Raw genomic sequence first — 24,424 nt, forward strand, 5'->3', positions numbered from 1 at the left:
TTCCATCACCCCAGTCCGAGCAGGTGCATGAAGTAGCCCGTGTGGCCCGTCATGCTGATGAGCACGGGCAGTATGAGCCCACCGAGGCAGTAACTCCTCCTGGTGTTGAACGCTGCCGCCATCATTCCTATAGCCGTTGAGACGAGGAGCACGGCAATGCCCATGGGGCCCGTGAGGAGGTAGCTTATCACCACAAGCGTCACTGCAACCACGTAGGAGAGCTTCTTGATGTGGACGACGTTGAAGCTCTTAGCTATGAACTTGGAGAGGTAGTAGGTGAAGAGGAAGCTTATCCCCGCGCTGAGAAGTATAACGCCTATCGCGGCCAGATACTCCGCGTAGCTCTTGGGGGTGTAGATTGAGCTGACGAGCCACGCCGCCGCTCCCCTCGTGAGCCTCAGCTGGGGCAGGAAGAGGAGCGTGAAGGCCCCGACGTAGTAGATGACCCTGTTCACGCCCTGGCTTATGATGAAGGCGTCGTCACCGCGCTGGCTGGTCATGTGGCCCGCAACGAGGGCACCCATTCCACCCGTGATTATCGGGTAGACCGCCGCTATGGTTCCTCCCAGAGCGCCACCGAAGGTGGCCTTGAGGGTGTTGTAGACGCTGCTCTCAACTTTGTCGTCGGGAACCTGCTCGAGCATCGGCGGGTTGGAGAGTATGTTGAGTATCACCCAAGACATTCCGAAGAAGCCGATGAACATCGGTGTGAGCCTCGTGTAGGCGCTCGTCGTCGGCAGGAGGTTGGTGTTCATGACGATGAAGCCCAGTATTCCCGATAGGAAGAACACCAGGATTCCGCCGAGTATCTGCCTCCAGGCCAGCCAGAGCCTCTCCGCAGGTGTCCTTCCGCGGTCTCCTTCCTTGGGCCACTCGCTCATGAACATGAAGACCACTATGGCGACGAGGAAGTAGGTTATGTACGGACTGGTCGCCTGGTAGATTGGGGGCAGAACCCTCGGGAAGATGAAGAGGGCGCCGAGGACCAGTACTAGGGTTCCCGCGACTGCCCCGATGAGGTAGAGGAGAACTGCTTCATGTCCTCTGCCGAGGAGGAGGTAGCGCTGGGTCGGGAAGAGGAGGAACACCGCGCTCTCGTCGGCGACGCTGAAGTAGACGCTCGATATTGCACTCACGTATGCGTAGGCCACTATTGCCCCGATGGCGAAGAATGGAAAGGCCTGGACGGGCATCAGCTCACCGACACCGAAGACAGCCACCAGTAGGGCCATTATGTTGAATATGTGGAAGCCAGGAATCCAGGAGATGAGGGAGCCGAAGAGCACCCCCGCAAGGGACCAGATTAAAAGTTCGGAGAGGGGAATCATGGCCATCACCTCACCTCGATGCAGTCGCCCCTGTAGGGGATGACCTCGACGGTTCCCTTGTACTCGGCGACGTAGCCCGCTATTCTGACCGTCTGGCCCTTTTCAAAGCTCATGTCTCCTGCAACGCTCTTCGGGATGAATATCACCAGTTCCCCGCTTCCGTCGTCGATGGTCAGCTTGACGAAGCTCCTGCCCGTGTAAACGTCCTGGATTGTTCCCTCAACAATCACGGTCTGTCCGAGCAACTCAAGGGTAACCTCGCCCGTGCCAAGCTTCTCGGCTGGAACCGCTTCGATAACGGTCAATGAGACAACCTCGGATTTGTCGGCGTCGTAGGTTATCCTGAGCGTGCTTCCCGTTCCCGCTTCCCTCGGGTCGGGAAGGAGCTCCCTAGCCACCTTGAGCTTCGTGCTTCCAGTGTCGTCGTGGACGGCCAAGTAGTAGGCACCGTTCTCGTAGCTCAGCCCGTCCCAGACGACGGTGAGGTTGACCCTGCCCGATGCGTTGGAGAGCTCGGAAACGGTTATCTCCTCCACCCCACCGGAGGGCTTCTCCTGGACTATGATGGCATCGAGGGTGTAGACCACAATCTCGGCCTTTTTGTCGTACTCATCCACGTAGCCAGCCAAATAGACGCCCTGACCTTTCTCAATGCTCAGGTTCGCACCGCCGGGTACGAAGACCGCTATTCCACCGCTTCCGTCGTCTACCGTCAGCTTGAGGTTCTTACCGATGACCGCAACGTCCACCGCGGTTCCGTTGACCGCTATCGTCTTTCCTTTCATTTCAAGGCTTACTGAACCCGTCTTGACGAGCTTCGCCGGGATGGCCTTCGAGACGTTGAGGGCGATTATCGAGCCGCTCAGCGGGTCGGCGACGACCTTAAGTTCGCTTCCCGTTCCAGCGTTTAGGGGGTTCGGGAGGAGCAAGCGGTCGATTGTGAGGGTTGCACTTCCAGTGGAGTCGTGCACCGTCATGAGGTAGTCGGGCTTCTGGTAGCCGAGGGCGTCCCAGGTGACGGTCAATAGGAGTGGCTCTGTGGCAGTCTTGAGCTCAGCGACGGTCCCCTCCACAGGTCCAGATTCCTGAAGCTTCTCAATCGCCTCAGGATTGAAGAGCACGACTTCGGGACTGTCCCGGTACAGCTCAACGTATCCCCCGACCTGAACAAGGTCGCCCTCCTCGGGAACGTATGCAAGCTCGTTGGCAGTTGAGCGCGGGACGAAGACCGGGAGGTTGCCGATGACTATCTTGAGGTTGCCACTGAGGTTCGCCACGTCGGTGACCTTGCCAACGACAATGACGAGCTGTCCCTCCATCTCCGCGGTGACCTCGTCGGGCCTGAGCGGAATCGGCGCTATCGGAACCTCAACGGTGAGGTTCTCCCCCTTTACAAGGCCTGGGCTCTCCACCAGACCTCTAATGACAACCTGACTGCCCGTTCCCGCATCGAGCGGGTTGAGGTTGAGCAGTACCTCCCTCGGAAGAGAGGCCCTAACGCCGTCCACCGTGAGGTAGTAGGTGCCGTTGGCGTACGTTACGCCCTCTATGGAACCAACGAAGTCCACAAGCTGGCCCTCGTAGTCAGCGAGCTGAGCCGCGGTGACCCTCGGGAGCTCTATGCTCTGGGGTGGAAGTGGCTCGCCAAGGGCCCTTATTCCCTCTCCCGTGTAAACCACGACTTCGAGCTTCCCGCGGTACTCCTCAAGGTAACCCGCAACCTCGACGCCGAGGCCCTCCTTCAAACCATCCTTCGTCTCGTTGGAAAGTTCCGCCAAAGTGGCCGAGGGTATGAAGACGTCCATCTTACCCGTTCCGTCGTCAATGACGAGCTTAAGGTTCGAGCCGATTCTGGCGACGTCCTCTATGTTGCCCTTCACGGCAACTATTGAGCCACGCATGTCGAGGGTTAGGGTTCCGATTGGCTTGAACTCGGTTTTAACTGGCCTAACGACCTCCAGGTAGGCCGCGACGAGCCTGCCGTCGTCGCCCATTCTTCCCGCAACCTTGACGGTGCTCTCACTCGACGCGTTGAAGGGGTTGAGGTTGGCGAGAACTTCGCGCGGGACGAGGGCTTCGAGGTAGTTCTGGCCGTCGGTAAGCGTTAGAACGTAGCGACCGTTCTCGTACGTTATTCCGGCTATGGAGCCCTCCACTGCCATGACCATTCCCGGATAGCCATGAGCCTCGCCTATCGGAACGACCGGGGCTTCCTCAATGGGCGTGACGGACAGCTGTGAGAGGTTCCTGACGACTATCTCCGGTGAGGTGCCCTTGTAGAGGTAGACTATTCCCGGGGCGTAGAGCGTGTCGCCGACCTTGACAGAGAGGTTGTTGAAGACGAGAAGAACCCTCGGGACGAGCACGGAAACGAGGGACTCACCGGTGTCGACGGTCATCAGGTAGCCGGAGCTGACGTTGGAGAACTCGGTGACGATGCCCTCAACCGCCACGTAAGTGTTGCTCATGTTGGCGTTGAGGGACTTTACAAGGGGTGGCCTGTCGGAATAGAGCTTCGAGCGGAAGTGGAGACCTTCAAGATACTGAAGCATCGAGTACGTGTAAGTTTCCCTCACGCGGAGCTGAACTTCAGCCGTCACCTCGTCGCCGGGGAACGGGACGAGTCCCTTCTTTATCATCTCGTCGGCGAGGGGAGAGTAGACGCGAACGTCCATCTGTCCCGTTCCATCGTCCACAGTGAATGTGATGCTCAGCTTTCCGCCGGTCTGGGAGACGTAGGGGACTGTGGTGACTGTTCCGTTTATCCTGACGACCGCGTAGTTCATGAGGTAGTTACCGTAGACGTCACTCACCTTCACAAGCGGGGCCTGGGCGCCCTGGGCCGCGACAAGTAGAACCGCAACCCCTATTATCGAGAGCAGAAGGGAGAAGTACTTGAGCCTCGAAACGTCGAGCTTCTTCTGTTCCTTCAGCCCATGATAGTAGAGCTTCTTCTCACCTTTCTTCTCGGTCATGACCATACCTCCGGATTATTTGACGTAGCAACCCAGTTGATGGACTTCCCTTTTAACACTTTCGTGTCAAAATAATGCAGGGTTGGGCAGGTTTGAATAAGAGAGAACTTTACGTGGTGGGAAAATAACTTAAACTCCAACGAGACCGTGAAGATATGAGGGTCATAGTGGTTACAGACAGGAAAAGGTACGTCCTTCACCCGGTACTCGTCGCCAGGGCAAGCAGGGCTTTAGTTGACGGGAACAGATGGGAGTTCGAGGCCGTTCTAAGGGAATTCGAGAGGAACTACTTCATGGAGGGGCTGGTGAAGTACAAAGGCGAGTCCTTCCTCGAACTCCTGGGCAAGTACCTCTTCTTGGGTACCGTGGCGGGGTTTAACAGGGCAGAAGAGCTCATCGAGGAGGCAAGGAAGGGGCTCCGCATCGTTGAAGTTGGGGACCCCTACGTCCCGTTTTATCTGGCTGGCATCATGTACCTTGAGGGAAAACCCGTCCCGAAGGAGATTCTGAGAAAGCTTCCCAACCCCGTTTACGACTTAGATGACGACGATTACATTGCCTTTCTCCTGAGGCTGTTTGAGCACAACCACCACTTTGGAGTAATAAGCTGTGCCCTCGAGTTCTGGACCCTGAGACAGGCGCTTTATGCCGGACTGCTTAGGCCAGAGAAGCCAGAAATCTGGCGGGACAAAGGCTGTTCCGTTGGGATAGCTCGGCTGAAGGGAGACATCGACGACGTGGAGGGAGAGTTCAAAATCGCCTGCAGAAACGGGTGGTGCGTCTTCTACTTCAGGGGGAGCAAAAGAATACTGGAAGAAAAACTGAGGGAGCTGGGAATCAGCCCTCCCCGCCCTTGAGAACCTTCTCAACGTCAAAGCCCTCTTCATACTTCCTGAGCTTCCTCTCGAAGAACTCGATGAAGAGCCTGTAGCGCTTCGCCCTGTGCTTCGGGCTTCCCCTGATGCTGTGGCCGTGCGGGCCCCTCTTGAAAACGGCTATATAAGCTTCCTTGCCAAGGTCCTTCAGAACGTTGTAGAACATCAGGCTCTGGTCGAGCGGACAGCGGTAGTCCTCCAGCGAGTGTATCAGCAGAATCGGGGCCTTCACGTTCTTTGCGTAGAACAGGGGGCTTAGCTTCCTGAAGTTCTCGTTCTCCAGCGGGTTTGGCCCGATGACCTCGACGTCGAACCAGAGGCCAATGTCCGAGAAGGCATAGCTCGTCAGCCAGTAGCTTATGCCGTTCTCGCTGATTCCAGCCTTGAAGAGGTCGCTCTGCGTTAACGCCCAGTTGGTCATGAAGCCGCCGTAGCTTATGCCGGTTATTCCAACGCGCTCCCTGTCGGCTTGCGGTTCGAGCTTGAAGAACTCCTCTATGCCGGCCATTATGTCCTCGAAGTCCTCCAGGCCAGTCCTCTCAAGGACGCGAAGGGCGAAGTCCTCGTCGTAACCGTCGCTGCCGCGCGGATTGACGTAGACCACGTAATAACCTTTGTTCGCCATCAGCTGCATCTCGTAGACGAAGCGGTGTCCGTACATTCCCTTCGGCCCGCCGTGGACGAAGACTATCACAGGGGCCTTCTCGTCCTCCTTGAGCTCGGGCTTCAGATACCAGCCGTCTATCTCCAGGTCTTTGCTTCTAAAGCGGAAGTGCCTCGGCTCGAAGGTTTTCAGTTTGGCGAATATCGGACCGTTGTAGTCGGTGACCTGCTTGAGCTCGCCGTCGTACAGGTAGAGCTCGCCTATCCTCGTGGCGGTCATTATGAGGAGTAGGGCCTTTCCGTTGCTGGCATCCAGGCCGTAAATCCAGTGGTCGCCAGCTACTACGCGCTCGGCTTTACCATCCCAGAGCCAGAGGTTCACCCTGCCCGAATCTGGAGTGAGGAAGTAGACCTTGCCCCCGGTGAGCTTCGCGCCCCAGACGTCGAGCGGGCCCTCGTAGACGGGCTTGAGCTCGCCGTCCCACAGATATAGCCAGTCGTGCTCGCTGATGAACTTCTTCTCCATCTTGCCCCTGAGGAGAATGGCTTTTCCATCCGAATCAACCGCCTCAAAGGAAACGCGCTCGAAGAGCTTCTCCTCGTTTCCGTCCTTCCAGAGGTAGATGTCGTAGAACTTGAAGAGGGCTAGCTTGCCGTTTTCCCTGTGTGGGACGTTGATTACAATCGAATCGCCGTGCCAGAGGCCCGAGCTGAAGCGGGGCTTCTCAAACTCCTCTATGATTTCTTCGCTCTCCGTGTCGAGGACCCAGAAGGTCGTCTTCTCGCCGTCGAGGAAGCCCATGCCGTCGAACCAGAAAGGAACGTCGTCGTCGAAGACGAAGTCGTCATCGTCGTGCCTCTTGAAGCCGACCACCAAAAGCCTCCTCGAGTCGTCGTTCCACTGGAGGGAGCGGATGTTTTTGGCGGAGAGAACCTTCTTGGCGCTCATCGTTTCGAGCTCGGCAACCCAGACCTCTGTTTCCTTCTTCTCCTCGTTGGGCCTCGTGAAGGCAATCTTTCTGCCATCGGGCGAGAGCCTCGGCATTGAGGCGTTCTCTATGAAGCGCTTTGAGCCGGTCTCAAGGTCCTCAACGACCACCGTGCTCTCGTACTTATTGTCCTTCATGTTGACCTTGGTTAGGGTGTATGCTATTCTCGAGCCTTCAATCCTCGGGTCGTTCACGTAGGCGAACCGAGAAAAGGTCTTCTCGTTCCATTCGATACCGCTCATAACGCTATCACCCGGTTATGATAGGCGCCGAGGTATAAAAGCTTAACTCCAATGGACATCAATGAACACGGGAACCTTTAAAAGGAGCCCGCCGATAGTGCCGGGACAGGTGAGAGAATGAAGGAAACGAGCGCCATAGCGATAATCCTAGCCGTGGGAATAGTCGTTTCATTGGTCCTGAAGAACTACATCGGGATAGCCATAGCGGCCTTTGGAATACCGGCGTACCTCGCCTACACCGCCCGCGAACAGAACATCCTCGCGAAGTCGAGGCTCTACGACAGGGACCTGTTCCTCATGATTGGCATCTCGATAGTGGTAATCCTCGTCTTCAACTACTTCCTCGACCCGAGGATTGGGCTCATAGTCCTTGCCATCGTCGTTCCGCTCTTGGCCCTCTACGCCGACCGGCTAAAGGCCGGAAAGAAGGTCCAGAAGGCGTGAAAGCTTTCCGGTCTTCTTGTACTCTCTCAGCGCTTCTTTTACCTCCTCTCTGAAACCCTCGTCGAGACCGAACTTTATGTAGAGCCTTTCAGAAATCGCGTTCCTGCCGACGAAGAGCATCGAAAAGGCCGAGGTCAGGTTGTTCGGCTTCCTCCAGTTAGCTTTCTCGAAGTCTATGATGTAAACGCCCTCGCCGACGATGATGTGCTTGCCCCCCTGAATCTGGCCGTGGTCGAGGTAAAGCCTGTCGAGCAGGGCCGTTTTCTCGGCTATCCCGAAGAGGTGGCGCTTTTCGAGGTCGGCGTAGAGAACGGGCTCACCATCGGCGAACTCCCTGACGAGGTAGGGCAGGCCCTCAAAGACCCCCGTGAAGAGGAGCGGGGGCGTTATTCCGAAGGGCTCTATCACCTTCAGTATTCTTGCCTCCTTTTCGAAGTTGTTCCTCGGCGAATCCGGCCTCTGGAGCTTCACGACGGCCTTTCTCCCCTTAAACTCGCCGAGGAAGACGAGGCTCGTGGTTCCTTTGGAGAACGGCCTGACCTCACTTAACCCGAGAACCTCAAGGTGGTTCAGAAACCGCTCCAGTTTCTTACGACAGATGATGTTTTCAAACGTCATCTCGATAAGCTTAAATAGGTCGCGGGTTAAATATTTTTGGTGATAGCCCATGGTGACGGCTTTTATTTTGATGGTTACGGCTGCTGGAAAGGAAAGGGAAGTCATGGAGAAGCTTCTCGCCATGCCAGAAGTTAAGGAGGCCTACGTCGTTTACGGCGAGTACGACCTCGTTGTCAAAGTTGAGACGGACACGCTCAAAGACCTCGACCAGTTCATAACCGAGAAGATAAGGCGCATGCCGGAAATCCAGATGACCTCGACGATGATAGCCATCTGATTCTCTCGTTCTTCTCTCGCATTATTCTCCGCAAAGCCTTCTCAGAATGAAAAGAGGAAACAGTGGGGATTTTACTTGTTCATCATCAGCCTTATCCTCTCGGCGGCGTCCTTTGCCTTGTCCGAGATGTTGCTTACCGTTCTCGCTATGTTCAGGATGCAGAAGCCCGTGCCCCAGTCGAGCCTGTCCGAGTTCTCGAAGACTAGCCTCATCAGCTTCGTGTCCAGGTCGTCAATAACCTTCTCTACGTCCTCTATGGCGTGAATCAGCTCATACTCCCTCGCTATCTCCTTCTCGGAAAAACCGCTCTCTATAACCCTGTCCATCTGCACTATCGCCTCATAGACGAGCTTGGCAGCCTTTATGCTCTCCCTCCCCATCTGTAGAATCACGTCCTTTATCTCCGCTGGAACGTCCACGGACTTCTTGACGAGGAGCCACTTGGCGGTGTCCTCGGCCGAATCGGCAACCTTGTCCTGCATGTGGAGGTATATGAGAACGTCCTCGCGAGAGACCGCCATCATGAGCTTCGAGCTGAGCGAGTCACGGATTTCCTCCTTTATCCTGTCGGCGACGTCCTCAAGCCTGTCAACCTCGATGGCAAGCCTCTCCATCTCCTCCGTGTTTCCATCATGCCAGGCCTGGAGGGCCTTCTCAAGGGTTTCAACCGTCTGGATGACCACTTCCGCGTGCTTTATCAGGGGCTTGAAGGGGCTCTTCGCGAAGAGCTTTGTCCAAACCTGCATGGTATCACCCCACGAGCATTAAGACCTTGAATATGACGGCGCTGATTAGGCCTGCGACCGGAACGGTAACGAACCATGAGATTACTATGTCCTTCAGGATTGAAGTGTTTATCGCCTTGATTCCCCTCGCCAGGCCGATGCCAACGACGGCACCAACTACTGTGTGCGTCGTCGAAATCGGCATTCCGAGCCAGCTCGCGAAGAGGACGACAGTTGCCGCCGAAAAGTCTATCGTGAAGCCGCGCGTGTTCGTCAGCTCGGTTATCTTCTTCCCAACTGTCTCCATGACGCGGTAGCCGTAGGTGGCGACGCCGACCGCTATGCCGAGACCTCCGAGGGCCAAAATCCACCTCGGCACGGGAACCTTCATGCCCGCCATTCCCATGCTCGCGACGGCATAGACTACAGCGACGGGACCAATGGCGTTCGCGACGTCGTTGGCACCGTGCGCTAAAGCCACGTAGCCAGATGTGACGACCTGAACGCGCCGGAATATGCTCTCAACACCGATGTAGGGGTCGTTTATGGGGAACCTGAGCCGTATCAGAGCGTAGGTAATTAGGAAAACGAAGAAACCGGCAGGAATTCCATAGAAGAGAACGCCCGCCTTCAGGTCTTTGCCGTGGAGAACCTTGATGTAGAACATAGTCCCTATGACCACGAAGGCGAGCCCAATCCAGAACGGCGACCACACACGGGCGCTTTTGACGGGGTTTCTGCTCATAAAAATGCTCCGCGTGAGGGCCTTAAAGACGATGTAGGCCATTATCGCGCCGACGATTGGGGAGAGAATCCAGCTGAGGACCACCTGGGCCATCTTGCCCCAGTTAACGATACTCATCCCGGCGTAAACGATGCCGTAGCCAGCTATTCCGCCGATTATTGAGTGAGTAGTTGAAACAGGCAGTCCAAACTTGGTCGCTATTATCAGCCAAATCGTCGCGGCTAAAAGGGCCGCTATCGAGCCGTAAATGAGGACGTTGGGGTCGGTGATTCCGCTCGGGTCAAGGATTCCCTTCCTTATCGTCTCGGTAACGCTCTTTCCAAAGAAGTAAGCACCCGTGAACTCAAGCACTCCGGCTATGACCACCGCCTGCTTTGGCGTTATCGCCTTCGCTCCCACTGCCGTGCTCATCGAATTGGCGGCGTCGTTGGCACCTATCGCCCAAGCCATGGCAAAACCCAGGAGGATTGTGATTAGCAACCAGGGGTCCATCAACACCACCTGGCGGAACTAAATAGCACAAAATAAATACCTTGTCGCAATAAAATATAGCCCGCTAAAGGTCTCTATATAGACACAAATAGAATAAAGAGAAAAGCTCAGGTGGAGACTTTAACCACCTTAACGTCAATTTCCTTGCTGGGCCGCATGGTGAGGACAACGTAGTGGTAGAAGCCACCCTCATCGGGCTTCGCGTAGAGGGGCGCGCCCCCTCCGCCGGTTATGATAAAGGGAACTCCCTCGTAAGTCCCGTTCCAGTATATGTGGATGTGGCTGAAGATTCCGAAGGCGTTGTACTCCTTCATGAGCCTTAGGAGTTCCTTCGCGCTCTCCTCGCTCATCGCGTGGTCGTCTCCGCCGGGCCTCGGGTCGTAGGGCGGTGCGTGCATAACGACGACCGGCCTCTCACCGCGCTCCTTGGCTATTTCAAACTGCTTCTTGAGCCAGGCGACCTGCTCGTCGGTCAGGCTGTAGCCGTTGCTTATGTCGTTGGCGAAGATGTAGCGATAGTTTCCAAGGCTGAAGGCGTAATCAGTCGGGCCGAAGTAGTAGTGGAATATGCTAACTCCCTCGCCCTGGTACTCGTGGTTTCCGACCGCTATGAAGATGGGCTTGTTCCAGTGCCAGACCTTCATGAGCTCAGCCCACTGGTAGATTGTGCCGGAGTAAACGAGGTCGCCACCGTCTATGACAAAGGCCCCGCTCTCGTTGTTGACGTCAGCCATTATCTTGAGGAAGACCTTGGGTGGCTTGTCACCGCTCGCCGGCCTGTGGTCGCCGAAAGCGAGGACGCGGTATTCGCTGACGTTCTTTGCCACTATCGACAAGCTCGGCTCACTCGTGGTGACTTCTATCGTGGTGTTGTCAAGGACTTTGGCCCCCTCGGGGAGAACCATGAGTTCCGGGTTGACATTCTCGATGACGTATGTCAGCTGGACGTTCTTCGGGTTCTCAACCTTCACGGTGACGTTGAAGCCGAGGGCTCTTATGTAGACCGTCGTGCCGTTGACGAGCCTTATGAAGCCGCCGCTGACGGTGACGTTCTCGCCTTTCACGACCCTCCAGTAGTAGTTGAAGGGCTCATCGTAGAGGAGCTGGTAGAGCTCGTAGTGCTCATCGCTATCTGGGATTCCGTTGAAGTTAACGTCGCCGAACTCCTTGAGGAGAATTCCCTCAAAGGAACCTGAGCGAACGACAGCGTTGGGGTCAACGGAAAGCTTTCCGTCCTTGAGTCCCTTAAGGAAGTAGAGCGAAGCACCGACGCCGGCCCTGCTCGTTCCAGTAACGACCATGAGGGGGCCCTTATCGGAGTTGAGAACTGCTATTGCGCCGAGCCAGGGGCCCGGAAGGTGTGTCCCCTGCTTGTAGGCTATGTAGCCGAAGGGCTCAAGTCTCTGAACCTGGACGGGTTTTCCGAAGAGTATCCTAGACTTAACCTCGTCCCCGGGCGAGAGAACGACTATCCCGCTTCCCTTGAACTGGGAGAAGGGCTCGACCTTTGCGTTCGGGAAGTAGTGCTTAACCAGACCCTCGTAGCCGTCGCTGACGTAGAACGTCTCGTTGAAGAGCTCCCACCAGCTTCCGATGACCCTCCCGGTGGGATACTTGGCGAAGTTAATCCCGCTCGACTGGGGAGTTTGAGTCGTTGAGCCGTTGTCAGGGTTTGAGCCTATGCAACCACTAACTAGAACAACGAGAACCAAGGCAAGTGCAATCAAACGCCTCATGCAACCACCCGTCAAAACTCTGTGTTAGCCTTAAAAGCGTGAAGGTTTAAATACAAAACCGCCCGAAGGCAATTGGTGGTATTATGTTCGTCGGACACTACAAGGAGGTCCCCGAGAAGGACACCGGTTTTGAGGGTGTGACGATAAGGTGGCTCGTTTCTCCGAAGCTCGGAGCGAAGAACTTCGCGATGCGCTATTTCGTTCTCAAGAAGGGCGCCGAAATTCCGATACACCAGCACGACTGGGAGCACGAGATTTTCATAATGAAGGGCGAGGGGATAATAACCAACGGAAAGGAAGAGTACCACGTCAAGGCCGGGAACTTCCTCTACGTCCCGCCCAACGAGCCCCACGGCTACAAAGCCCTAACTGACACCTTCGAGTTCCTCTGCCTCATTCCGGCCAAGAAAGAGGCCATCCCCGAGGAGGAGTGGGCTTAACGGCGGTAGTACCTCTTCAGCTTTTTCCTTTTGACTGCGAGCAGTGAAGGTTTGGCCCACTTGGGCCTCGGAGGCTCTTCTTCGAGGAGTATGAGGGCAATCTCGTAGGCTAGGCTACCGACGATGAACAGGAAGATAAGGAGGACTATTAGAGGAGTGTAGTACCAGACCATGCCAACCTTCGGAATCACGAGAACAACCTTGCCTATCACCTGCTCAGGATAAACGCGCCAGGGGTCGGTGTACCTTCGGTTGTCACCCTTTGTCACGAAGTAGATTCGGCCAGAATCGTCACGTTTGACTGCCACTATCCTGTGGGTTATCCTGTAAGTGGCGTTTCCGAGGTGAATCTCGTAGAGTATCACGTCGCCGACGTGAAGCTCGGAGGGAGGAACCGGCCTGGTGACGACTAGGTCTCCGGGGTTTATGTGGGGCTTCATTGAGTCGGTCAGTATAACGACGTACTGGAAGCCGAAGACGAAGTGGAGGACTAACACGACCGCGACAAAAATTGCAAGCGCGTATGAAAGCAGGGAATACCAGTCCACGCGCTTCTTCATTTTACCACCCTAATTTGAGCACCAAATATTCGCAGGCTGGAAAAAAGAAGGGGGTTGGGGCAGGTAAATCAGCTGGTTATCTCCTGGCCCTGATAGGTGACCTTAACCGAGCTAAGTTCCTCAACTGAGACACTAATGCCTGTAATTTCAACGTAGAGATTTCCACTGGTATCCTGCTGTATCTGATCATTTCCAGACCAAAGAACGGTGGTACCATCTGAACCAATGAGCTGAACATAAACAGTGTCGCCTACCTGGACATTGACATTCGGATCATTGTCAACAATATACACTTTAACGCCAGTAACAGTAGAACCATCGTTGCTGAGATAGAAGTTAACAGCGGCGGTTATGTCATACTGGCTCGGATATGACTCTTGACCCTGGCCAAGGGGCTGGAGCTTGACGCTAATCTGCGGGACAGCCAAAGCCGCACCGACGACGGTAAGCACAAGGGCAAAAACAAGCGGGAGCAACCTCTTCCTGGCGTTCCTCCTCATTCAAGCCACCTCCGTTTGAGCTTCTCTTCTCACTTGGAGGCTGTGGTATAAATAGTTTTCTAAAATGAACCCTAATGGTTCGATTTCTGCATTAGATTGAACACAATTAAAACCAGCAGTTTTTGAAAAATCTCCAACAAGAAAACCCCAATCTAATCCTCCACAGGAACGCCCCTTAGGTAAGTGGAGCCGGCCCAAGTGACCTTGACCTCAATGAACTCCCCGGCACTGCCCGAGTCGAGGATTACCTCCTTGTAGTTGAAGGTTCTTCCTTCGACTCCACCTTTCTTGCCCGGCCCGTGGACGAGAACCTCCACGGTTCTTCCGATGTAGGCCCTGTTCATCTCGTAGGCTATCTGGAGCCTCAGGCGGTGCAAAAGCCTCGAGCGCTCCTTGACGAGCCAGCCCGGCAACTGCTTCCACCTTGCCGCTATCGTTCCCGGCCTTGCCGAGTAGCGGGAGACGTTAATCTTGTCGGGCCTAACTCTTTTCACAAGCTCGACCGTGTTCATGAATGCCTCATCAGTCTCCCCCGGGAAGCCAACGATGATGTCGGTGTTGAGGTTCAAGTCCGGAATCTCCTTCCTGAAGGCACGAACTATCTCCTCGAACTCCTCAGCGGTGTAGGTTCTCCCCATCCTCCTGAGAACCTCGTTGTCACCGCTCTGGACGGGCAGGTGAAGAAAGCGGTAAACCTTCTCGTCCCGATAGGCGTCAATCAGCTCGTCGAGGAACTTGAGGACGTGGTTGGGATTCATCATGCCGACCCTAACTCTAAACTCCCCCTCTATGGAGGTTATCTCGTCAAGGAGCTTGGCTAAGTTCGTCCCAATGTCGAAGCCGTAGCAACCGGTGTCCTCGCTCGACAGGATAATTTCCCTGTAGCCCCTCGCTATGGCTTCCTTCACCCATTTTACGACGAGTTCGGGTTTGTAGCTCTTCAAAACGCCCCTCGCGAAGCGCGTCGCGCAGTAAGTGCAGGCGTTCAGACAGCCTTCGCTTATCGGGACGACAAAGGAAACGCCGGGCTTCCACAACCGGGGAAGTTCGAGCTTGTCAGGGTTCCTCTCGCGCCAGCCTTCCACACTGACGAGCTTTCCACCGCGCTCCGCCGTTTCAATCGCCTCGGCGATTCTGTCTATGCTCTTAACGCCTAAAATCCCCGAGACGCGCGGGTCTATTGCACCGGGGTTAACGTGGACGAGACATCCAGTAACAATTACTTTCTTTCCAGAATCGAGGAGCTCCCTAATCCTCTTCGCCATCTTGAGCTCGGTCGGGTCTTTAACCGCACAGGTGTTGACGACGACGTAATCAGCCTGCTCCGGAGTCTCGACTAACTCGTGGCCCGCTTTCAGAAGAAGGGCCTCCATTATTTCGCCGTCTGCCTTGTTCCTTGAGCAACCGTAGCTCTCGACGTGAACTTTAACCATCGGTGGGCGCTCCAGGGAGGGCCTTAAAAAATATATGGTTCAGAACTGGGAATAAGATTAGGAAAGGGAAAAGAATCACTCGATGACCGAGGCGAAGGCGAACTTCCTCTTGACGGAGTTAATCACAATCTCAACCTCGTCTCCGACCTGGGTGTTCGGGACGAATATCACGAAGCCCTGAATCTTGGCGATTCCATCGCCGCCCTTACCAAGGCTCTCAATCTTGACGGTGTAGCGCTCTCCAACCTTAACAGGGGCCTCGTTTCCGTAGTCCCTTCCATATCCACCAAACCTGTCTCCGTACATACACAACACAACCTACACATTTCTGGAACCTTCCCGAAAGACTCCGAGAAGAGTCCCGTTGGGAAGTAGGTTCGAGGGTATATAAAGGTTTGCATCGTTCATTCGCTTAACAAAAAATCTCAAAGAATAACCTTACCAGTCCATTCCAACACCATTAGTTCATCACGGCCAGTATCTTAACGTGCCCCTCCCTGTTCTTCGCAAGCTCCTCAAAGCCCCTCTCGATTATCTCCTCAAGCCCAACTCTTGAGGTTATCATGGGCCCAACGTCAACCCTCCCGGATGCAATGAGGGAAATTCCCCTGCAGAAGTCATCCGCGCTGTGGGAAACCGAGCCCACTATACTCTTCTCCCCAACGACGAGGCCTTTTGCGTTGAAGGACGTCAGGCACTTGAAAACCCCCAGGATAACGGCCCTCCCGCCTTTCCTTATGCTCTCGACGGCCGTCTTGAAAGTTTCGTTGAGCCCAACGCACTCGAAGCTGACGTCGGCTCCGAGTTCAGTTTCGCCCACTATCTCATCAACGACTTCCTCCGTGCTCCTGCCGCTCGGGTCGATTGCAATATCAGCACCAAGCTCGAGGGCCTTTTCCGTCTCACCTTTGAGGGCTCCACGACGATTACCTTTCCCGCCCCGGAGGCCCTCGCAACGAGGAGCACGCTGAGGCCTATCGGACCCGCTCCTATTATCACCACGCTGTCCCCCGGTAACAGGCCGGCCTTTTTGACCGCCCTCAGCCCGACTGAGAGAGGCTCGACCAACGCGGCCTCCTCGAACGAAACGCTTTCGGGGATTTTGTAGGCCTGATATGGTCTGACCAGGGCGTACTCGGCAAAACCCCCGTCCTCGCTGAGGCCCGTAACTCCAAAGTTCACGCAGAGGTTCTCCATTCCCCTCCTGCAGAAGTAGCACTCACCGCAGTGGATTACCGGAAAGATAGCAACTCTGTCCCCGACTTCAAAGCCCTTAACGCCTTCACCAATCTCAACGACTTCCCCAGCGAACTCGTGCCCTATCGTTACTGGAGCGGTTCTGCCGGTGAGAGGGTGGGGCCCCTCTGTGGGTATGAAAATCGGTCCGTTGAGGTACTCGTTCAGGTCGGTTCCGCATATTCCACAGGCCTTCACTTTGATTTTGATGAAACCCGGCTTAAGCTGGGGCTCGGGGATGTCCTCAAGCCTCAGGTCCCTCCTTCCGTGCCATCTGACCGCGAGCATTTCATGCACCTCAGGTGCGTGACAAGGGATGCATTGACTTAATTCCTTTTCTCCAACGCTTCGTTGGACACCTTTGGTTCAGTAAAAGCGGTTCAAAAAACGCTTTTTAACCCCGATAATGGAAATTTCAGTGTACAGAAAACGAATCCAACAAAAATATGGGCATAAAAGCACTGAAAAGTTCAATATGGGCCAGAGAGGGGATAAACGTGCTGAAGGTTGAGAAGTGCATAGGATGTGGGCTCTGTGCCGAAGCATGCCCCTTCAATGCAATAACAATCGTAAACGACAGCACTCGCAGGATAACCTTTGAGCCCGAGAGGTGCGGTAGCTGTGGGTTTGAGTGCAACGAAGCGTGCCCCCTGGGGGCCATAAGGGGCATTCCAGATGGGGTGACGCTCACCTTTGAGTTCGCCCGCTGTCGGGCCTGCGGCAGGAAACTTCCGTACACCGTCAAAGAGGCCGGATACATGGCCTCAAAGCTCAGGGAAGCCGGTGAGGATGATACGCTCGTCTACCTTTGCGATGATTGCAAGAGGAAGCGGATATTTGACGTGGCCCGAAGTTATGAAGCCTACGTGAGGTGATGAAGATGAAAGGTATGAACTTCGCCTTCCTGTGCCGGGAGAAACCCGAGCCTACTGGAAAGAATGTCGCAATAATCGGTGCCGGACCGGCCGGCCTCGCCGCGGCTGGCTACCTCGTCTGCCAGGGGCACGAGGTTCACGTCTACGACAAGCTCCCAGAGCCAGGGGGGCTGATGCTCTTCGGCATTCCAGAGTTCAGGATTCCGATTTACAGGGTAAGGGACGGCTGTGAGAGGCTGGAAAACGCCTTCGGGGTAAAGTTCTTCCCGAGGACAAAGGTGTGCTTCGGCAATCCACACGAGAACGGCGACGACTTCGTGGAGAGGAGGATAGAGTTCGAGGACATTGTGAAGAACTACGACGCGGTTCTGATAGCGACGGGAACGTGGAACGCCTACGTGCCAACCATACCGGGTTCCGACCTCGAGGGGGTCTTCCCAGCCCTCGAATACCTGTTCAAAATCAAGAGCGCCAAGCTCGGGCACATGGACTGGGACAAGGTGCCCCCCGTGGAGGGAAAGAGAGTCATCGTCATAGGGGCGGGACACACGGCCGTTGACGCTGCCCTGGAGAGCGTCAACCTTGGGGCCGAGAAGGTCTACCTCAGCTACCGCAGGACCATTCGCGAGGCCCCAGCTGGAGCCTACGAGATAAACCTCCTCCAGCAGAGAGGCGTGAAGTGGCTCGAGAGGACGATGCCCGTGAGGATAATCGGCGAGAACGGGAAGGTCAGGGCCATAGAGCTCGTCAAGACGAAGCTGAGCGAGCCCGACGAGACGGGAAGGAGAAGGCCAATACCCATCGAGGGCTCGAACTTCCAGATTGAGGTTGACTACGTGGTCTGTGCAGTTGGCCAGATGCCAACTCCTCCCTTTGCCAAGGACACGGGGATAGCCCTCGATAGGAAGGGGAGGATAGTCGTTGACAGCAGGCACATGACGAGCAGGGAAGGCGTCTTCGCGGCCGGCGATGTTGTGCTCGGGCCCTCGAAGGTTGGAAGGGCCGTGAAGGACGGCCTGTACGCGGCCGAGAGCCTCCACTACTGGCTTATGGAGGTGAGAGAATGAGGAGGATTCTCCACGTGGATTACAGCCTCTGCATCGGTTGTGAAACCTGTGAGGGAGTGTGCGAGTTCATCCATCACGGAAAGCCCAACATAAGGGTCTACTACACGGTAACGGGCATTCCGATTCCAATAACCTGCAGACATTGCGAAAAGGCCCCCTGTATGGACGTCTGTCCCTCTGGAGCGATATTCAAGGACTACGACGGGGCGGTTATAATAGACCCGGACAAGTGCATAGGCTGTATGATGTGCCTGGCCGTCTGCCCCTTTGGCGTCCCAACCTTTGACGTGAAGCTCAAGGTCATGACCAAGTGCGACATGTGCGCCGACAGGAGAAAGCTCGGAATGGCCCCCGCGTGCAGTGAGATGTGTCCTGCCGAGGCAATATTCTTTGGAAAGCCCGAGGAAATCGAGGACGAAATAAGGCGCAGGACGGCCGAAAAGATAGCGAGGGAGAGGATGTCAACAATACCGCTCGAGGGGGTTGGGAGGCTACCCTGAAAGCCTTTAGATAACCATTTCTCTTTTTTAATGCATTAACGTTGGTGAATCCAGTGATTCATAGCCTAAACTCTCCCCGTCTTGAAAAATTAGAGTTCTAAACCTTTAGTTCAAAAAACGCTTTTATCGTGCGTTTTGAATCTAAAAATGAGGCGAAAGTGGAGGTGAAAACTTTGGGCGAGGTAACCTTTGACAAAGTGTGCAGGATTGCGGGTGAGGCCAAGCTCATCCTGTACGAGGAAGACGAAGTTGTTCAGGATGCCCTCTTCATAGCGACCGCCCCCGTTAGGGGCTTCGAGAAGATGGTCGTCGGAAAGAACCCCCTCTTTGCGGTCGAGGCCGTCATGAGGATATGCGGCCTCTGCCACGCCTCCCACGGCATAGCGGCGAGTGAAGCCATAGAGCACGCCATAGGGGTCACTCCCCCGAGGAACGGCAGGCTCATGCGGGAAGCCCTCGGCCTGATAAACAGGGCCCAGAGCCACGCTCTGCTCTTCCTCATGGTCGCGGGCGACCTGATTAAGGAGGAAAAGAGGAACGACGTGCTCTTCAAGCTCATGGACTTCCACGCAAAAATAAGCGACTACCTGCTCAAGCTCGGTGGTGCTGCTACCCACCCACCGAACCTGACTATAGGGGGAATGCTCTCAGTCCCGAAGTGGAGCGTCTTCAACAACCTGAAGGCGAGGTTCAAAGACCTCACTGCAAGCTGGGAGGCCACCGAGGAGCTTCTAATCGACGAGGACATCCAGACCGAGATTGCGGATGAGCTTAGGGGGGCCAAAAGGCCCTTCAAATACCTCGCGAGCGGCTTCTTCTACGGGGACAGGTACAACATCGAGTGGGATAAGGTCTCAAGCGTTCCCTACTACGAATTCAGGAAGGAGGAGGCTGCGAGGGAATCAACGACGCTCGTCTCGTTCTACAACGGCGAGAAGGTCGAGACGGGACCGAGGGCGAGGATGATTACGTACCGCGAGTTCAGGGACGAATCCCTCTACGGTTTACACCTCGCGAGAATAGAGGACACGAGGCTGGCCATCCAGAGGCTCGGCGAAATCCTTGACGAGATTAGAATGGAGGAGCCCTTTAGGGCTGGGGACATAACTTTCAGGCCGGGGAAGGGTGTTGGCGTTTACGAAGCTCCAAGGGGAACGCTCATCCACTACGTCGAGCTCGGGGAGGAGGGAAGGGTTCTGAAGTCAAGGATAGTAGTTCCAACCATGTTCAACATCCCGGTCATGGAGGAGATGGCGAAGGGTCTGAGCGTTAAAGCCGCAGAGGCCGTTATGAGGCTCTACGACCCGTGTATACCCTGCACGACCCACGTCGTGAGGTTGAGGTGATGCTCATGGAGAAGCTCAAGGTTCTCCACGTGGATTTTGCCGGGTGTGAGGGATGCAACGTCAGCATAATCAGAGCTTATCCCAAGCTGATGAACGAGATAGAGCTCGACATCTCCTACCTCCGCGACGGCCCTCCCAAGTACGACGAATACGACGTTGCCTTAATAACGGGCGGGGCCTGCATGAACGAACCGAGAATCCTCGAGGAGCTGAGGGAGATAAGGGAAAAGGCCAAGGTCATTGTCGCCTTCGGCTCTTGCGCGTCGCTCGGCGGAATACTGCGCTTCGCCCGAGGGGGCCAAGAGCCGAGGCCAGACCACAGGAACTTCCAGCCGATAAACAGCGTAATACCAGTTGACTACTCCATCCCAGGCTGTCCCCCAACGCCACAGATGCTCCAGTCGTTCTTCAAGTTCTTCATGGCGGGGAACGAGTCGAGGCTCAGGCTGTTCAAGGTGACCGCTGGCCTGAAGAAGCTGAGCGGATTCGACCTCATCGACGACATAGTTCTCACGGGCCTGTGCATAGGCTGTGGCGCCTGCGAGCTGTCCTGCCCGACCGGCGCGATAAGGCTCGTGGAGAAGAGGCCAACCATAATCCAGGAGAGGTGCATAAGGTGTGGAACCTGCTACATCCGCTGTCCGCGCGCGTCCCAGTTAATATGCCTTGGAGGTGAAAAGCCATGATGCCAATCGGTGAAAACCTCCTCGGACAGTTTCGCGGTGTTTATCTTGCCCGGGCGAAGGACGAGGAGATACTCAAGAGGAAGGTCGCGAGCGGTGGGGCGGTAACGGCGCTCCTCTGCTACGCCCTCGATAAGGGACTCGTCGATGGAGTCGTGACCTCAAAGAGGGTGAAGGGGTTCGAGGGCAAAGCCGTTGTCGCGCGCAACAAGGAGGAACTGCTTGAGGCAGCTGGCAACAGCTGGAGCATAGTTCCATTCGCGGCCAGGATAAAGGCGAAGATCGAGGAGGAAGACCTCAAGGAGGTCGCGATAGTCTGCCTGCCCTGCCAGGCCCAGTTCTTCGGCCAGATGAGGGACTTCCCGATACTCGAGACGGACTTCGGCAACAGGATTAAGTACATAATCAGCCTGTTCTGCATGGGCACCTTCGCGTTCGAGGCCTTCCTGAACTACCTCCGCGTCCGCTATGGCGTCAGGGCGGAGAACATAAAGAACATCCGCCTGGGAAGGGAGTTCCTGGAGGTTCACCACAACGGCACGGTTCTCGCGATACCGCTGAAGGAGGCTTTCTCCTACCTCCAGACTGGCTGTCTGGTGTGCACCGACTACACAGGACTGTGGAGCGACGTCTCGGCTGGATTCGTCGAGAGCGAGCCAGGATGGACGGTACTTATAACGAGAAACGCCCGCGGAGAGGAGCTTGTGAAAGGGGCGGAAAAAGAGGGCTACATAGAGCTCCGCGACGGTTCCCATGTCCTCGGGGACATTCTGAAGAGGGCGAGGGAAAAGGTTGCCAGGGCGCAGAGGAACATGGCACAGCTATTCTGACCCTTTTCTCTTTGATGATTTTACACCCCTCTTGTTGTTAATCTATATTGTTTGCCTCCTACTTGGAAGAATACAAAAGAGTAAAACGGAGAAAATTGGGCCTTATTTTAACTGTTCTCCCATATCTAAACCTTTGGTTGGAAACTAAGCTGTTAAAAAACCGTTTTAAGCAAAAACACGAAGCTGATTCTGAAGGAAAACATGGACATCTAGGTAATAGATGAGCATTGATGACTATAAAAATACATAAAGGGGGTGTTCCCGTTGGAAGAAAAGCTCGTACCGGTCGTTTGTCCGTACTGCGGGGTTGGGTGCAGGCTGTACATAAAAAGCCTTGACGGCTACCCGCGGGGAATCGAGTACGCAAAGGACATACCGGGCATCTCAAACGAGAACGGAAAGCTCTGTCCGAAGGGCAACGCCGTTCTCGAGTACCTCCTGGCGAAGGACAGGCTCAAGAAGCCTCTGAAGGCAACGGAGCAGGGCAAGTTCGTCGAGATAAGCTGGAGCGAGGCCATAAAGGAGGTCGCCGAGAGGCTTAGGGCCTACTCCAAGGACGACCCCAACGCGATGATGTTCTTCGGTTCCGCGAGAACCTTCAACGAGCCCAACTACCTCATCCAGAAGCTGGCCAGAATGCTCGGAACGAACAACGTTGACCACTGTGCTCGCTTGTGCCACTCCTCAACGGTCTCCGGCCTGAAGGCCGTCTTTGGCGCTGGGGCGATGACCAACACCTACAAGGACATCGAGGAGGCGAACGTAATCTTCATCATAGGCCACAACTACGCCGAGACCCACCCGGTTGGCTTCCGCTACGTTCTAAAGGCCAAGGAGAGGGGCGCAAAGGTCATCGTCGCCGACCCGAGGTTCACGAGGACGGCGTGGTTCGCGGACATATTCCTCCAGCACTATCCAGGAACCGACATAGCGCTTCTCAACGGCATGATGCACGTCATCATCAAGGAGAACCTCTACGACGAGGACTTCGTGATGAGAAGGTGCGTCGGCTTCGACGAGCTGGCAAGAACCGTCGAGAAGTTCACACCAGAATACGTTGAGAAGATAACCGGCGTTCCGGCCGAGCTCATAGTCCAGGCCGCGAGAACCTTCGCAACCGCTGGAAAGGGTGTCATAACCTGGGCGATGGGCCTGACCCAGCACACCCACGGCCACGACAACGTCAGGTTGGCCGCAACGCTCTCGGCAATATGTGGCTACCAGGGGAAGGAGGGCTGTGGAGTCTCGCCGATGCGCGGTCAGAACAACGTCCAGGGCGCGTGCGACCTCGGAGTCCTCCCGAACGTCTTCCCCGGTTACCAGGCAGTTACCGACCCCGAGAAGAGGAAGTTCTTTGAGGAGTTCTGGGGCGTCGAGCTGAGCGGTGAAGTCGGCCTCACCGTCATCGAAGCGGCCCACGCCATAGAGAAGGGCAAGGTGAAGGCCTACTACATCATGGGCGAGAACCCGGTCATAAGCGACGCCAACACGAACCACGTTCTCAAAGCCCTCCAGAAGCTTGAGTTCATGGTCGTCCAGGACATAGTGCCAACTCCAACGATGGAGTTCGCCGACATAGTCCTGCCAGCGGCCGCGATGCTTGAGAACGAGGGTTCCCTCACCAACACGGAAAGGAGGGTGCAGTGGAGCTTCCAGGCGCTGAACCCGCCAGGTGAAGCTAGGCCCGACTGGTGGATAGTGAGCGAAATCGGAAAGGCCGCAGGGTTCTCCGGAGACGGGGCGAGAGGATTCAGGTACACCTCCCCTGAGGACATTCTCAGGGAAATCAACGCGTGCACGCCTCAGTACGGGGGCATAACGCCCGAGAGGCTCAAGAGCAACCTGGCCGGAATCCACTGGCCGTGTCCGAGCGAAGACCATCCTGGAACGAGGGTTCTCTACAAGGAGAGGTTCCTGACTCCAGACGGAAAAGCCCACCTCGCGGCGGTTGACTACAGGGGGCCAGCTGAGGTGCCGGACGAGGAGTACCCGTTCCTGCTCACCACGGTAAGGTACGTCGGCCACTACCACACGCTCACGATGACGGGAAGGAGCAAGGCCCTTGTCAAGCGCTGGCCAGAGCCCTTGGCCGAGATACACCCAGAGGACGCCGAAAGGCTCGGCATAAAGACCGGCGACTGGATAAAGATAGAGACGAAGAGAGGTGCTTACCCGGTCAGGGCCAAGGTCACCAGGACCGTCAAGAAGGGGGTAATAGCGGTTCCCTGGCACTGGGGGGCAAACGTCCTCACCAACGACGCCCTCGACCCGGTCTCAAAGATACCCGAAACCAAGGCCTGCGCCTGCAGAATAGCGAAGATAAGCGAAGAGGAAGCGAGGGAGCTGATGAAGGCCGTTCCAAAGGTTATACCCGAGTTTGAGGTCGTGAAGGGGTGATTTGAATGGCCAGGAAGACCATCTTTATCGATTTTTCAAAGTGCATTGAGTGCCGCGCCTGTGAGGTCGCCTGTGAGAGAGAGCACAACGGCAGGTCGTTCATCAACGTCTTCGAGTGGCAGGAAATGGCCGCTATGGCCCTCAACTGCCGCCACTGTGAGAAGGCCCCGTGTGTCGAGGTCTGTCCCACCAACGCCCTCTACCGCGACGAGGATGGAGCAGTCCTGCTCGCTCCGCAGAAGTGTATCGGCTGTCTCATGTGTGGCATAGTCTGCCCCTTCGGAATCCCAGAGCTCGACGTACTCGACAAGATAATGATGAAGTGCGACCTCTGCTCCCACAGGAGGGCCGAAGGAAAGCTCCCGGCCTGTGTAGAGACCTGCCCGACCGACGCGCTCCTCTTCGGGGACTTCAACGATATACAGCGGATGAGGAGAAGGGAATTCACGGAGAAAGCGATAGAGATAGCCAAGAAGGGGGAGAGAATCTCCCTGAGAGCCCTCTGAGG

The 24,424-nt window shown here is 55.7% G+C and carries 25 protein-coding genes; 12 read left to right on the forward strand and 13 right to left on the reverse strand.

The features are described from left to right. Positions 1 to 5 precede the first annotated feature (5 nt). Both MVO87_RS07825 and MVO87_RS07830 read right to left on the reverse strand, forming a co-directional pair. Positions 6 to 1,328 carry a tripartite tricarboxylate transporter permease gene (locus tag MVO87_RS07825; RefSeq protein WP_342765118.1) on the reverse strand — a complete coding sequence of 441 codons (1,323 nt, stop codon included), beginning with the start codon at positions 1,326 to 1,328 and terminating at the stop codon, positions 6 to 8. A gap of 5 nt (positions 1,329 to 1,333) precedes the next feature. Further along, positions 1,334 to 4,303, reverse strand: coding sequence for an OB-fold nucleic acid binding domain-containing protein (locus tag MVO87_RS07830; protein ID WP_297514777.1), 2,970 nt, complete (start codon positions 4,301 to 4,303; stop codon positions 1,334 to 1,336). Between the two features lie 155 nt (positions 4,304 to 4,458). Between MVO87_RS07830 and MVO87_RS07835 the strand changes: the two genes are divergently transcribed. Further along, positions 4,459 to 5,160, forward strand: a complete 702-nt coding sequence (locus MVO87_RS07835) for a hypothetical protein (protein WP_297514774.1) — start codon at positions 4,459 to 4,461, stop codon at positions 5,158 to 5,160. Here MVO87_RS07835 and MVO87_RS07840 read toward each other — a convergent pair. Continuing rightward, positions 5,141 to 7,012 carry an alpha/beta hydrolase family protein gene (locus MVO87_RS07840; RefSeq protein ID WP_297514771.1) on the reverse strand — a complete coding sequence of 624 codons (1,872 nt, stop codon included), beginning with the start codon at positions 7,010 to 7,012 and terminating at the stop codon, positions 5,141 to 5,143. The genes MVO87_RS07835 and MVO87_RS07840 overlap by 20 nt on opposite strands. A gap of 117 nt (positions 7,013 to 7,129) precedes the next feature. Between MVO87_RS07840 and MVO87_RS07845 the strand changes: the two genes are divergently transcribed. Further along, positions 7,130 to 7,456, forward strand: coding sequence for a hypothetical protein (locus MVO87_RS07845; RefSeq protein WP_297514768.1), 327 nt, complete (start codon positions 7,130 to 7,132; stop codon positions 7,454 to 7,456). Here the strand turns inward: MVO87_RS07845 and MVO87_RS07850 are convergent. Next, entirely contained in the window at positions 7,424 to 8,074 is a 651-nt protein-coding gene (locus MVO87_RS07850) for a phosphotransferase (RefSeq protein WP_297552800.1), read from the reverse strand. The genes MVO87_RS07845 and MVO87_RS07850 overlap by 33 nt on opposite strands. Before the next feature lie 49 nt (positions 8,075 to 8,123). On the opposite strand from MVO87_RS07850, the gene MVO87_RS07855 reads away from it, so the two are divergent. Next, positions 8,124 to 8,351: an Lrp/AsnC family transcriptional regulator gene (locus MVO87_RS07855; protein WP_014122803.1), complete on the forward strand. Its 228-nt coding sequence runs from the start codon at positions 8,124 to 8,126 to the stop codon at positions 8,349 to 8,351. 71 nt (positions 8,352 to 8,422) lie between these two features. On the opposite strand, the gene MVO87_RS07860 is transcribed toward MVO87_RS07855, so the two are convergent. The 3 genes from MVO87_RS07860 to MVO87_RS07870 form a co-directional block, all read right to left on the reverse strand. Further along, positions 8,423 to 9,097: a TIGR00153 family protein gene (locus MVO87_RS07860; protein WP_297514456.1), complete on the reverse strand. Its 675-nt coding sequence runs from the start codon at positions 9,095 to 9,097 to the stop codon at positions 8,423 to 8,425. A gap of 4 nt (positions 9,098 to 9,101) precedes the next feature. Continuing rightward, positions 9,102 to 10,313 carry an inorganic phosphate transporter gene (locus tag MVO87_RS07865; protein ID WP_297514479.1) on the reverse strand — a complete coding sequence of 404 codons (1,212 nt, stop codon included), beginning with the start codon at positions 10,311 to 10,313 and terminating at the stop codon, positions 9,102 to 9,104. Positions 10,314 to 10,420: 107 nt separating this feature from the next. Continuing rightward, entirely contained in the window at positions 10,421 to 12,049 is a 1,629-nt protein-coding gene (locus MVO87_RS07870; protein ID WP_297514459.1) for a metallophosphoesterase family protein, read from the reverse strand. 83 nt (positions 12,050 to 12,132) lie between these two features. On the opposite strand from MVO87_RS07870, the gene MVO87_RS07875 reads away from it, so the two are divergent. Beyond that, positions 12,133 to 12,489 (forward strand): cupin domain-containing protein, encoded by a 357-nt coding sequence (locus MVO87_RS07875; protein ID WP_297514462.1) that lies wholly within the window; start codon positions 12,133 to 12,135, stop codon positions 12,487 to 12,489. Here the strand turns inward: MVO87_RS07875 and MVO87_RS07880 are convergent. The 6 genes from MVO87_RS07880 to MVO87_RS07905 all read right to left on the reverse strand — a co-directional run bounded on the left by MVO87_RS07880 (position 12,486) and on the right by MVO87_RS07905 (position 16,506). Next, positions 12,486 to 13,049 (reverse strand): signal peptidase I, encoded by a 564-nt coding sequence (locus tag MVO87_RS07880; protein WP_297552802.1) that lies wholly within the window; start codon positions 13,047 to 13,049, stop codon positions 12,486 to 12,488. The genes MVO87_RS07875 and MVO87_RS07880 overlap by 4 nt on opposite strands. Before the next feature lie 68 nt (positions 13,050 to 13,117). After that, positions 13,118 to 13,549 carry a hypothetical protein gene (locus tag MVO87_RS07885; RefSeq protein ID WP_297514468.1) on the reverse strand — a complete coding sequence of 144 codons (432 nt, stop codon included), beginning with the start codon at positions 13,547 to 13,549 and terminating at the stop codon, positions 13,118 to 13,120. 152 nt (positions 13,550 to 13,701) lie between these two features. Beyond that, the gene (locus MVO87_RS07890) at positions 13,702 to 14,982 is read right to left on the reverse strand and encodes a tRNA (N(6)-L-threonylcarbamoyladenosine(37)-C(2))-methylthiotransferase (RefSeq protein ID WP_297514472.1); all 1,281 of its coding nucleotides are present in this window, start codon (positions 14,980 to 14,982) and stop codon (positions 13,702 to 13,704) included. Positions 14,983 to 15,057: 75 nt separating this feature from the next. Continuing rightward, a complete protein-coding gene (locus MVO87_RS07895) occupies positions 15,058 to 15,288 on the reverse strand; it encodes a TRAM domain-containing RNA chaperone (protein WP_042692243.1) in 231 nt (76 codons plus the stop codon). Positions 15,289 to 15,442: 154 nt separating this feature from the next. Then, positions 15,443 to 15,853 carry a zinc-binding dehydrogenase gene (locus MVO87_RS07900; RefSeq protein ID WP_297552835.1) on the reverse strand — a complete coding sequence of 137 codons (411 nt, stop codon included), beginning with the start codon at positions 15,851 to 15,853 and terminating at the stop codon, positions 15,443 to 15,445. Next, a complete protein-coding gene (locus MVO87_RS07905) occupies positions 15,802 to 16,506 on the reverse strand; it encodes an alcohol dehydrogenase catalytic domain-containing protein (RefSeq protein ID WP_297552804.1) in 705 nt (234 codons plus the stop codon). Before MVO87_RS07905 ends, MVO87_RS07900 begins: the two co-directional genes overlap by 52 nt. A 209-nt stretch (positions 16,507 to 16,715) precedes the next feature. Here MVO87_RS07905 and MVO87_RS07910 point away from each other — a divergent pair, with 209 nt between their 5' ends. The 8 genes from MVO87_RS07910 (at position 16,716) to MVO87_RS07945 (ending at position 24,422) form a co-directional block, all read left to right on the forward strand. Further along, positions 16,716 to 17,093: a 4Fe-4S dicluster domain-containing protein gene (locus MVO87_RS07910; RefSeq protein ID WP_297515636.1), complete on the forward strand. Its 378-nt coding sequence runs from the start codon at positions 16,716 to 16,718 to the stop codon at positions 17,091 to 17,093. Between the two features lie 5 nt (positions 17,094 to 17,098). Further along, positions 17,099 to 18,160 carry an FAD-dependent oxidoreductase gene (locus tag MVO87_RS07915; protein ID WP_297515642.1) on the forward strand — a complete coding sequence of 354 codons (1,062 nt, stop codon included), beginning with the start codon at positions 17,099 to 17,101 and terminating at the stop codon, positions 18,158 to 18,160. Then, the gene (locus MVO87_RS07920; protein WP_297515633.1) at positions 18,157 to 18,660 is read left to right on the forward strand and encodes a 4Fe-4S dicluster domain-containing protein; all 504 of its coding nucleotides are present in this window, start codon (positions 18,157 to 18,159) and stop codon (positions 18,658 to 18,660) included. Before MVO87_RS07915 ends, MVO87_RS07920 begins: the two co-directional genes overlap by 4 nt. Before the next feature lie 164 nt (positions 18,661 to 18,824). After that, on the forward strand, positions 18,825 to 20,006 hold the full coding sequence (locus MVO87_RS07925) for a nickel-dependent hydrogenase large subunit (RefSeq protein ID WP_297552806.1): 1,182 nt from the start codon (positions 18,825 to 18,827) through the stop codon (positions 20,004 to 20,006). Next, a complete protein-coding gene (locus tag MVO87_RS07930; protein ID WP_297515628.1) occupies positions 20,006 to 20,692 on the forward strand; it encodes an NADH-quinone oxidoreductase subunit B family protein in 687 nt (228 codons plus the stop codon). The genes MVO87_RS07925 and MVO87_RS07930 overlap by 1 nt, the downstream gene beginning before the upstream one ends. Further along, positions 20,689 to 21,519 carry a Coenzyme F420 hydrogenase/dehydrogenase, beta subunit C-terminal domain gene (locus MVO87_RS07935; protein WP_297552808.1) on the forward strand — a complete coding sequence of 277 codons (831 nt, stop codon included), beginning with the start codon at positions 20,689 to 20,691 and terminating at the stop codon, positions 21,517 to 21,519. Before MVO87_RS07930 ends, MVO87_RS07935 begins: the two co-directional genes overlap by 4 nt. Positions 21,520 to 21,783: 264 nt before the next feature. Continuing rightward, entirely contained in the window at positions 21,784 to 23,916 is a 2,133-nt protein-coding gene (gene fdhF / locus MVO87_RS07940; RefSeq protein ID WP_297552810.1) for a formate dehydrogenase subunit alpha, read from the forward strand. Between the two features lie 5 nt (positions 23,917 to 23,921). Then, positions 23,922 to 24,422: a 4Fe-4S dicluster domain-containing protein gene (locus tag MVO87_RS07945; RefSeq protein ID WP_297514632.1), complete on the forward strand. Its 501-nt coding sequence runs from the start codon at positions 23,922 to 23,924 to the stop codon at positions 24,420 to 24,422. Positions 24,423 to 24,424: the final 2 nt, after the last annotated feature.

The sequence above is a fragment of the Thermococcus sp. genome (assembly GCF_027063845.1).
Classification (GTDB): domain Archaea; phylum Methanobacteriota_B; class Thermococci; order Thermococcales; family Thermococcaceae; genus Thermococcus.